Raw genomic sequence first — 10,690 nt, forward strand, 5'->3', positions numbered from 1 at the left:
CATGACTGAAAAACCGGAGTCCAATCAAAAACTGCCTCGTCTCTATAAGATTGCGCTTGGGGTTTCGCTGGCCCTCAATCTGGCTGTTGCGGGATTGATAGGCGGCGCGGCGCTGCGCTTTGGTGAAGACGCGCGGGGCGGTTTGCGGTCTGCGGGTCTGGGCGCTTATGGGTTGCCTTATATGTTGGCCTTGCCCAAAGAAGAACGACGACAGGTGATGAAAGCCGTTCGCTCCGATCACAAAGGCCCTGTGCCAGATCGCGCGGCACGGCGCGCGCTTTACGCGGCAGTTTTGTCGGATTTGCGCGCTGAGCCCTTCGACATTGAAGCCCTCTCCGGAGCTCTGAACACGCAGGCTGAGACAACGATTGCGGTCCAGAAATCTGCGCAAACGGCATGGTTGGCCGTGGTTGCACAAATGAGTGATTCTGAGCGCGCGGCATATGCCGATGACATAGAAGACGTGTTGCGGCGTGGTCCGCGTCGTAAGAAATAGCCAAACGGTCGCTCTGCGCGATTACAATGGGGTCAAGCCGCCGGCCGGTTGAGGTTGACCTGATTGCGTCCCTGCATTTTTGCCGCGTAAAGCGCCTTGTCTGCTGCATCCAGAAGGATGTTGGCATCCTGCTGTGGCGCGGGTTGTTGGGCGGTGCGCAGGCCCCCCAAAGTGACGCCGATGGATATGGTCACTTTTATCAACTCACTGCTGCCGGGAATATGGAAACCGCGTCCGCCGATTTTGCGACACAGCCGACTGGCCGCGGCGCGCGCCTCTGTCATCGGGGTCGCGGGCATCACGATCAAAAATTCCTCACCACCGATTCTGGCAATGAGATCAACGCCCCGCAGATTATCGCGCAGTCGCTTTGCGGTTTCGATCAGAACGGCGTCTCCTGAGGCATGGCCATAGTGGTCATTGATCTGTTTGAAGTGATCCAGATCGGCCACCATCACCGCAAAACTACGTCCGGTTGCGGCGGAATGTTCAGCGACGCGCGCCAGATGCGGCATTGCGTAGCGTCGGTTGTGCAGCCCGGTAAGTGGGTCAGAAACCGCGGCCTTTAGGCCTGTACGCACCGTCGCGCGCAACTGATCCGCGATGCGTTTACGACGCAGCATTGCTTTGACACGCAGGGTGAGTTCCAAAGGTTCAAAACCATCCGTCATCAAGTCATCTGCCCCAAGATCAAGCGCATAGGCGCCAAGCCCAGGGTCGGGGCGCGCTTGCAGGACGAGAATGCCCGCGTGACGCGTGATGGCTGTCGCGCGGATTGCCGCCAGCAACCGCAGCACGTCGCTGGTGGACGTGTCATCCTCCGAAAGAGCGAGAATGAAAACGTCGGGAACCTTATCTGGCGACAGATCCCGCAAAGCCGTTTCAGGTGCAGCAAAATCCAGGGTCGTGCGCAACTTCGGGCGCAGGGTATTCACCCAGTTGTGTGCAAGCTGCGCGTCGGTTCCAACCAGCACGGCACGGCCAGCAGGGCCAAATTCAAGCGGTTCTTCTGCAAAACCGAGGGCTCTTGAGGTATCGTCGCGCATTTGCCATTCCGCCGCTGTGTTGTGGGCGCGGATCAGACTGCGAACGCGCGCCAAAAGAAGGGTGTCATCAATTGGTTTCAGCATGACATCCTGAACACCGGCCTCGAGCGCCTTGAGGCGCGTGTTAGAATCGGGCCTGCACCCGACGACCATCATCGGGATTGCGCGGGTTTGCGGGCTGCGCTTGAGGCGACGGCACAACTCGGCCGCATCGCAATCCGGAAGCGCCATTGCCGATATGACGAGGTCAGGATCATGTCTCAAAGCTGCAACGCAGGCCTCATCCGCCGTCGCCGCATGAACAACTTCATAGAAAGCTGACGCCAGTTTGACCTTGAGAACGATGCGATTTGTTGAGATCGCGTCTACTATGAGAATTTTGCCCTGCACGCTTTTTGCGTCCTTTTCTGGGGATGTTTACCGCTGATCGACATTGCGCCGAATTTGGTTAACAAAGGGTTTCGAGTTTGCGGCAAATTATGGACAGATTATCATGATCACGCGGGAGTCCGCCGAGGTGCTGGCATTGCAGGTGTTGGGTTGGTTGGCGGGCAACGAAGAGTTGCTCCCAGTGTTCCTGGGGGCGAGCGGCGCTTCCCAACAAGATGTGCGCAATGGTGCGCAAGACCCTGTTTTTCTGGGCTCTGTACTTGATTTTGTCCTGATGGATGACGCGTGGGTTGTGGAAGCCTGTGACGCGATTGGAGCGCCGTATGGCGCGCTTTTTGAGGCGCGACAGACCTTGCCCGGCGGAGAACAGGTCAACTGGACATGAGTGAAATCAAGGGTGTTCTTTTTGACAAGGACGGCACTCTATTTGATTTTGCGACCACATGGGAATCCTGGGCTGCGGCGTTTTTGGATCGCTTGACGGAAGATCGCGCCTCGGCTGTGCGACTGGGGGCACAGATTGGATTTGATTATGGCGCCCGCCGTTTTGAAAAAGACAGCATTGTCATTGCCGGAACCCCAGGCGAAGTAGCGCAAGCGCTTTTGCCGGCTATGGCAGGATATTCACATGCGCAAGTTGTGGATCTTTTAAATGAAGAAGCCGCCAAAGCACCACAGGCCGAAGCGGTTCCGCTGGCACCGTTTTTGTCGGGTCTCATCGACAGCGGCTTGCGGCTCGGTGTGGCAACCAACGACGCCGAAGCGCCTGCACGCGCTCATCTGGAATCGGCTCAAATTATTGACAAATTTGACTTCATCGCCGGGTTTGACAGTGGTTACGGTGCCAAACCCGGCACCGGGCAAATGCTCGGCTTTGCAAAAGCAATAAACACGGATCCACGGGCGATTGTTATGGTAGGTGACAGCCGTCACGATTTGATAGCGGGACGCGCGGCCGGGATGCGCTGCGTCGGGGTCTTGACCGGTTTGGCAGAGCGTGACGTCTTGGCGCCGCTTGCCGACGCCGTTTTTGACGATATTGGCTTTTTGCCGGAGTGGCTCGCGGCGCTGAGAGTTTGACGCTTTGGTGCCACTGCACACTCCCTTCGTGTAAAAGCGACTGAATTCGTCGCGAATGAGACGGCCATAGGTTTCAACCTCTGCACTTTATGGATCAATCGACGCAGAGAAGGGTTGAATTAATGGCCGAAGTGAAAAGCAAACGCAGAACCCGGAGCGGCGGTCGTGCGGGAGCCGCCACCCGGCGCGGTAGTGCTGTCATCGAACAAATGCCGTGGAAACCGCCTGTAAACATTGACCGTCCCACGGAGCCGCTGTCGCCCGAAGGCGTTGAGGCGATACACGATGGTGCGATGCGTATCCTCGAAGAGGTCGGTGTCGAGTTCCTCAATCACGAAGCCCTCGAAGTCCTGCGCAAAGCAGGGTGTTTAGTGGACGGTGAAAACGTGCGCATGGGGCGTGACTTTGTGATGGAGTGGATTGCGCACGCGCCCTCTCAATTCACCCTGACACCGCGAAATCCTGACCGGGCGATTACCATCGGTGGTAAGAATCTGGTGTTTGGCAATGTGTCATCACCGCCCAACTATTGGGATATGGAGCGCGGCACGAAAGTTCCTGGCACCCGCGAAATGTGTCGTAATCTGCTCAAGCTGACACAATACTTCAATTGTATCCATTTTGCGGGCGGATATCCGGTGGAGCCCGTGGATTTGCATGCCTCCGTGCGCCATCTGGATGTTCTGTATGACAAGTTGACCCTGACCGACAAAGTCATGCATGCTTATTCGCTTGGCAAAGAGCGGGTCGAGGATGTGATGGAAATGGTGCGTATTTCGCAAGGCCTGTCACATGAGGAATTTGACGCAAGCCCCAGATTATACACGAATATAAATTCGACCTCGCCGTTAAAGCATGACATCCCGATGCTGGACGGATGGATGCGCATGGCGCGCCGCGGGCAGGGGCTGGTCGTCACGCCGTTTACTTTGGCGGGCGCGATGGCACCGGTCACAATGGCTGGTGCCGTGGCGCAATCACTGGCCGAATCCCTCTGTGCGGTCGTTTTGGCGCAAATCATCAACCCCGGATGCCCCGTTGCCATTGGGACGTTTACGTCCAACGTCGATATGAAATCCGGCGCGCCTGCTTTTGGCACGCCAGAATACATGCGCGCCACGCAGATGACCGGGCAACTGTGTCGATTCTATGGCTTACCGATGCGTTCAAGTGGCGTTTGCGCCGCCAATGTGCCGGACGGACAGGCAATGTGGGAGACGTCCAACAGTTTATGGGCGGCGGTGCAGTCTGGCACGAATATGGTGTATCACGCGGCAGGCTGGTTGGAAGGCGGGCTTATCGCGAGCCCGGAGAAATTTATTATGGATTGCGAAATACTTCAGCAAATCCAGAGGTATATGGATCCTGGCATCACGGCGACAGGGCCGGACGAAATTGCTTTGGATGCGATTAAATCCGTCGGCAATGCGGGTCATTTCTTTGGTATTCAACACACGCAAGATCGTTACACGACCGCGTTTTACCAGCCGTTCCTGAGTGATTGGAAAAACTATGAGGGTTGGGAAGTTGCTGGAGCGGTTTGGACACCGGAGCGCGCGCATCTGATGTTCAAGGATATTATCGGCAGTTTTGAAGCGCCCAAAATGGACGAGGCAATCCGCGAAGAACTGGCAGATTTTGTCGCGCGGCGTAAAGCCGAAGGAGGCGCGCCGACGGATTTCTAGCCCGCACCAGAAGCTTTCATAATCATTACAATTGAAAGTATTGGATATATCTTAACAGATTACGTGCATTCCTTAGGGACGTATGCGAGCGAGGCGTTCATGCACGGGCTGGTTAATCGAGCAATACAGGGTTTTGTCATCGACTGCTATGGTACTGCGCAGTGGAATGCCGCGACGCGCCGTGCAAAAATCGGCGTCACACATTTTGAAGCCATGTGGGTCTATGATGACGCGCTAACGCCAAGTATTCTGGCAGCAATTTGTGACGTGCTGGACCGGCCGTATGATGAATTGATGGAAGATATTGGTAGCTATCTGGTGTCTCATCCAAATTTGAAAGCGCTCCGGCGTCTTCTTCGTTTCAGTGGTGTAAATTACGTTGAATTCCTGCATTCCTTGGATGATTTACCCGACCGGGCGCGATTGGCTGTGCCCGAACTTGAGTTACCGCGGCTGGAATTGCGCGAACACAGCCCAAGCCGGTACAGTTTGCAATGTGCCGGCGATATTGAGGGATGCGGACATCTATTCAGCGGTATCTTGCGGGCGATGGCCGATGATTTCGGCGCATTGGTGTTTTTGGAACACGAAGGATCGCAAAATGGCGTGGAGACAATCTCAATTGCTTTGCTGGAGGCCGATTTTGCGACAGATCGCGGCTTTGAACTCTCTGCAGGCGCGCAATGAGCGAACCCTCTCTTTGCCATAAAATGCTGAGTGTAATCTGCCCCATGCATGTGGTTCTGGACGAGACCGGTTGCATTCATGCTGCCGGACCCACGGCGGAAAAACTGTTGTTGGGCAAACCTCTTATCGGCAAATCGTTTCTCGAAATCTTCGAGGTGAAACGCCCTCACGCGATAGACACGCTCGAAAAACTACGCGGCACAGAAGGCGCGAAATTGCATCTTCAGTTGCGTGTCCCGCCGCATCGCGAGTTGAAAGGCGTATTGATGGAAGGCCCGCAGGCAGGGCATTTGGTGGTCAACTTGTCCTTCGGTATCTCGGTCGTTGATGCGGTCCAGTATTACAGGCTGTCGGCCACCGACTTCGCGCCGACGGATCCAACGATTGAAATGCTTTACCTTGTCGAAGCGAAATCTCTGGCGATGGACGCCTCGCGTCACCTTAACCATCGTTTGCAGGGCGCGCGTGTGGCGGCGGAAAAACAGGCGATGACCGATACATTGACCGGTTTGAAAAATCGTCGCGCGATGGATCGGGAATTGGCGAATATGATCGCAAATGATGAAAATTTTGCGCTCATGCACCTTGATCTTGATTTTTTCAAGGCGGTGAATGACGATATGGGCCATGCTGCGGGTGACCATGTGTTGCAGGTTGTGTCTTCCATCATGCTGAATGAAACGCGTAAGCGTGACTGTGTCGCTCGCGTCGGAGGAGACGAGTTTGTCATACTTCTCAGAGAGTTGAACGACGTGAGCACGATCAATCAGATCGCGAAACGCATCATAAACAAACTGAGTGAACCCATCCTTTATGCCGGTGAACTTTGCGAAGTATCGGCAAGTGCAGGCACAACCCTGTCGAGCCTGTACGAGTTTCCCGATGCAGATAAGTTGCTGGATGACGCAGATGCCGCACTCTATCGTTCAAAGCATTTAGGGCGCGGGCGGCACACTTTCTACTCAGACACGCTCACCAGAAAATTGACAGATTTAGACGAAGCCCGCACCCCGGACGCCATGAATTGACAGGTGCCTGATCGCGCAATTTTATGAGGCATTTTAGGTATTCCCGCCGGGATAACCCAAGAAAATCACGTCTAAAGACCTGTATTACATGCCTAAACGTCGCCGCACACCAGAGGTAGCATAACGTGTCCGTGAATCTACGTGGGTAGTTATGCGGATACCGCCGACCGCACAATTTGCATATTTTAGGCTGGGCGTGCTCGCTCAGCTGAATTCTTTTTTGTGTTGGTTCTGCAGGACGGTGTTCACCGAATTGAACAAAGCGGCGCGCGGAGAATTGTTATGATTAGGAAGTGTTAACTTGACGAAACTATTTGCTCCAGACGTGCAAGACCTTGAACGCATAACTCTCAAGTTGAGGACGGCGAGGACTTATTTTTTTAGGTGGGAAGGCGATAGTGAGCCGAACCATTTGCTGCAGGCTGATGGGGTTTTCAATCCTGAATTTGTCATGTGCCAGCAAGCTCGCGTCCTTGCCGATCACGTTAAAGCGGTTGGAAAACCTCTATTCATTGATGACATTTATGCGCACCCTCTCATTTCTAGAAAAGACATCGTTTTCGGGCATTGTATCCGTGCTTTCGCAGGCACGCCCGTATTTGAAGATTCGAGCGTGGTACGTGGGGTGTTGTGCACCGTGGATAATAGCAAACGCGATTGGAGTGGCGAGGACATGACCGTTTTGCGAGCGGCATCGCGATGTCTTGCGGCAGATCTTGAATACATAGAATGTGCATGATATGCGTATCTGATCATTTTCCTAGGTAGTTTTTCCCTGTTTTTATGGCGTATTCCGGCATCAAGCGAACAGGCGGTCAGTCGCGCAGTCGGCAAATCACAAAACGGCACTTATTTGATCAATCTGGCTCAAGACCGATGGCTCCGTGCAGGCCAACCATTGAGCAGTGCAAAGTGGCTGCTGCATGAAATTTTCGTTGGGCATGATATTGGCGCTTTGTCTGGCGGGATTACAGTTTGTTGCCGTGACCATTGTCGTATTTTCGTCTTTTCTGACGTCAGAGCGCGTACTGCTTGAGCATGCGCGCGATCTGCTCAGTGATGTCGGTAACAATACGATTGAACACTCCAAGGGTTTTTTGAAACCCGCGAAAGGGGCGGCAGAACTGGCCACCCGGTTGGCCGAAAATAGGGTGATTTCGAGTGATGATCGCATGCAGCTCGACAAACTTCTTTTTCAGCAATTGCAGATATCACCTCAGTTTTCTGGCGTGTTTTACGGCGATGAGAAGGGCAACTTTGTTTATGTGATGCGCAGTGACGGTCCAGGGCCTTTCCGCTCCAAACTCATCTCGCAAGACAATAGTGCACGTTCGGTCGAGCTCACTTGGCGCCAGAATGACTATGAGGTTGTTCAAACAGCCACAGATCCGACTGACACCTATGATCCACGGAACAGGCTTTGGTACATCAATGCACGTGAAGAGCGAGAGAGCATTTGGACAGACCCCTATATTTTCTTCACTTCCCAGCAACCGGGTATCACTGCGGCGTCACCGGTTTTTGACGCGACAGGCCAAATTCGGGGTGTTGTCGGTGTAGATATCGGGATTCATGCCATTTCTGACTTCCTGTCTCATTTGAATATTGGGAAAAGTGGTAAGGCTTTGATCTTGAACAAGAATGGAGACGTCATTGCGCATCCTGATCAAAACCTTATCCGACAGAAAAACCCTGATGGAACCTTCAGCTTTGTAAATATTGGCGAGATTGATGACCCTGTCGCGCGCGCGGCTTTTGGAGATCTGATGCAAAAGCCGGAAATTTCCGTTGAAACCGAGATTTCCTCACGGTTTAATTACGGAGGCTCAACCTATGTCTCCATGGTGATGCCCATCATCAGTGATGAACTGCCCTGGACCATTGCGGTCTATGCGCCGGAAAATGACTTCACCGGCGAGATCAAGGCCAACCGAACGATGAACGTCTGGATAGCCGCATTCATTGCTTTGATTACCGGCGTTTTCGGGCTCGTTCTGGCCAACTACATTCACAAACCAGTGCGTGCTTTTGCGGTGCGGGCGTCGCTGGTCTCTCAGGGTGAAGTATCTGCTTCCGAACCCTTGCCAAAGACTTACCGGGAACTGGAACGCGCAAACGAAACTCTCGTTCAGGCAATCGCAGAGAGAAAGATCTCTGAAGCCGAATTCGGTCGCACTTTTGACCTAGCCTCGCGCGGTATGGCGCAGATTCAGGCACGAACCGGGAAATTCATCAGGGTCAATTCAAAATTTGCCGACATGTTGGGGTATACCGAAGCAGAAATTCTGCAATTGAACGTGCATGATATTTCTCATCCGGATGATCCGGTATCTTCATTTTTCTTCGAGAATGGGATGCATGAAAGATCAGGTTATCTGCATGAAAAACGGCTTTTGCGTAAAGATGGCAGCATCATTTGGGTCAGCGAAAACGTCATCGTGATCAGAGATGACAGCGGTAAATCCCTGCACGCAGTGGTCACGGTTGACGATATCACAGAGCGCAAAGCGGCCGAACGCGAAATCCAACAACTTCAATGGGATTTGTCCCACTCTTCTCGCGTTAACGTGATGGGACAGATGGCCAGCAGTTTAGCACATGAGTTGAACCAACCTCTTCTGGCAATTACGCAGAATATGGACACGGCGCTCTATGCATTGGAGAAAAAAACCGAGACCCCGCAGGATCTGAAGACCCTTCTCGAGGAAACGGATCGCAACGCGCATCGCGCCGGCGACATCATCAAGGCCTTGCGCGGTTTCGTCAAAAAAGAAGGTGTAGAAAAGGCGGAGTTTGATTTTGAAGAACTGTTGGAACAAACGCTCCACCTGATGCGCTCTGAGGCCAAGGACAAAGGGATCAAAATTGGCGTAAATGCGCCTGCGTTGGAGCGTGTATACGGATCCCGTGTGCAAATTGCGCAAGTGCTGGTAAATCTCTTGCGCAACGCGATCGAGTCAATTTCGGACAGTGAAGAGGCCACTGGAGAAATAGTATTGAAAGCGGAGAACACTGATTTTGGCACGTTGATTTCGGTGACGGATTCCGGACCCGGTTTCGATGAAGGCGCGAATTTGTTTGAGCAGTTTGAAACAACCAAGGATGACGGCATGGGACTCGGACTGTCCATCTGTCGCACAATTGTCCAGTCACACGGTGGTAAACTTTGGTATCAACCGGATGCGCAGGGGAAAGCGCGCTTCCTTTTCTCCCTTCCATCTCTTGCGCCGAAATCCCAAAATATGAAGCATGATGACGTCAGCGCCTGAACCAGAACAGACCGTTTTTATCGTTGATGATGATGAAGACATCCGGACGTCATTGTCGCGCGCGCTCAACACACGTGGGTATGCCACCCGCGTATTCCCCTCTGCTCAAACCTTTCTGGATGCCTATGATGCGGATTTGTCGGGATGTTTGATTCTGGATTACGGGATGCCGCAGATGTCCGGTCTCGATCTTCAACGCGCCTTGGTGGGGCGGGGGGCGTCGTTACCAATTATTTTCATTACAGGTCACGGTGGTGTGCCCGAATCCGTTCAGGCGATGAAACTTGGTGCGGTTGATTTTCTGGAAAAGCCATTCCGGCAGGAAGTCCTCATAAAGCAGATTGACGCGGCGTTGAAGCTGGATGCACAAAGCCGTCGTGGCCGCGCCAGAGCGAGAGATGCGAGGAGGCGTTTTGAAAACTTGACGGAGCGGGAGCGCGAAATTGCGCGGTTACTCGTATCTCAACCGTCCAGTTCGTCTAGTAAGGATCTGGCCCGCCAACTCGATATCAGCCCGCGCACAGTTGATCATCATCGGGCGCGGGTATTGGAAAAAATGCGGGTAAACTCCGTCGCTGAGCTGGTGGATTTGTGTATCTCAACCAGCCTTTTTGACCATGCCTGAGTTCGGTTTGGCATAGGTAGTTTTACCTAGGTAACCACGCCAATTTACCAAAATCGATGGATGCTGCACTGTCTAAGCACAGTGTGGGTGTTGGGTTTTCTGTGCGATTTTTTGCGCAATTAATTGGTAGCTGAGATGCGGGTGTAAAGTCATCTCAGGGTTGTATACCCTAATTTGTACCAGCGGTTTGCGAGTATAAATAGGAAGCGCGTCGCGGTTTGCATTGCACTGTCAAGCTGCGGCGCGTCTTCTATTTTGGGAAATGCTTGCTGGTTTTTACCCGATGCCGATTTTGCGGTTTCCGATCCTGGCGGGAAACTGGCTGCAAAGTACTGTACAAAATCAATTCAATGTCCGACCTTCACGGCAGACCGATGAAATCCC

General features: G+C 53.2%; 10 protein-coding genes. 9 read left to right on the top strand and 1 reads right to left on the bottom strand.

Annotated features, from left to right (window positions below):
- Position 1: 1 nt before the first annotated feature.
- Complete coding sequence (locus tag R8G34_22155) at positions 2 to 496, top strand: periplasmic heavy metal sensor (GenBank protein ID MDW3225561.1); 495 nt, start codon at positions 2 to 4, stop codon at positions 494 to 496.
- A 32-nt stretch (positions 497 to 528) separates the two neighbouring features.
- Here R8G34_22155 and R8G34_22160 read toward each other — a convergent pair whose 3' ends face one another.
- A complete protein-coding gene (locus R8G34_22160) occupies positions 529 to 1,932 on the bottom strand; it encodes a diguanylate cyclase (GenBank protein MDW3225562.1) in 1,404 nt (467 codons plus the stop codon).
- Between the two features lie 100 nt (positions 1,933 to 2,032).
- Between R8G34_22160 and R8G34_22165 the strand changes: the two genes are divergently transcribed.
- The 8 genes from R8G34_22165 (at position 2,033) to R8G34_22200 (ending at position 10,306) form a co-directional block, all read left to right on the top strand.
- Complete coding sequence (locus R8G34_22165) at positions 2,033 to 2,317, top strand: DUF3572 domain-containing protein (GenBank protein ID MDW3225563.1); 285 nt, start codon at positions 2,033 to 2,035, stop codon at positions 2,315 to 2,317.
- Positions 2,314 to 3,012 carry an HAD family hydrolase gene (locus R8G34_22170; protein MDW3225564.1) on the top strand — a complete coding sequence of 233 codons (699 nt, stop codon included), beginning with the start codon at positions 2,314 to 2,316 and terminating at the stop codon, positions 3,010 to 3,012. The genes R8G34_22165 and R8G34_22170 overlap by 4 nt, the downstream gene beginning before the upstream one ends.
- A gap of 122 nt (positions 3,013 to 3,134) precedes the next feature.
- A complete protein-coding gene (locus R8G34_22175; protein ID MDW3225565.1) occupies positions 3,135 to 4,697 on the top strand; it encodes a trimethylamine methyltransferase family protein in 1,563 nt (520 codons plus the stop codon).
- A 99-nt stretch (positions 4,698 to 4,796) separates the two neighbouring features.
- Positions 4,797 to 5,384 carry a heme NO-binding domain-containing protein gene (locus R8G34_22180; GenBank protein ID MDW3225566.1) on the top strand — a complete coding sequence of 196 codons (588 nt, stop codon included), beginning with the start codon at positions 4,797 to 4,799 and terminating at the stop codon, positions 5,382 to 5,384.
- A complete protein-coding gene (locus R8G34_22185; protein ID MDW3225567.1) occupies positions 5,381 to 6,412 on the top strand; it encodes a GGDEF domain-containing protein in 1,032 nt (343 codons plus the stop codon). Before R8G34_22180 ends, R8G34_22185 begins: the two co-directional genes overlap by 4 nt.
- A 301-nt stretch (positions 6,413 to 6,713) precedes the next feature.
- Positions 6,714 to 7,151, top strand: a complete 438-nt coding sequence (locus R8G34_22190) for a GAF domain-containing protein (GenBank protein MDW3225568.1) — start codon at positions 6,714 to 6,716, stop codon at positions 7,149 to 7,151.
- A 184-nt stretch (positions 7,152 to 7,335) separates the two neighbouring features.
- Positions 7,336 to 9,681 (top strand): cache domain-containing protein, encoded by a 2,346-nt coding sequence (locus tag R8G34_22195; GenBank protein ID MDW3225569.1) that lies wholly within the window; start codon positions 7,336 to 7,338, stop codon positions 9,679 to 9,681.
- Positions 9,665 to 10,306, top strand: a complete 642-nt coding sequence (locus R8G34_22200) for a response regulator (protein ID MDW3225570.1) — start codon at positions 9,665 to 9,667, stop codon at positions 10,304 to 10,306. The genes R8G34_22195 and R8G34_22200 overlap by 17 nt, the downstream gene beginning before the upstream one ends.
- Positions 10,307 to 10,690 lie beyond the last annotated feature (384 nt).

Source organism: Paracoccaceae bacterium (assembly GCA_033344815.1).
Classification (GTDB): Bacteria; Pseudomonadota; Alphaproteobacteria; order Rhodobacterales; family Rhodobacteraceae; genus Roseobacter.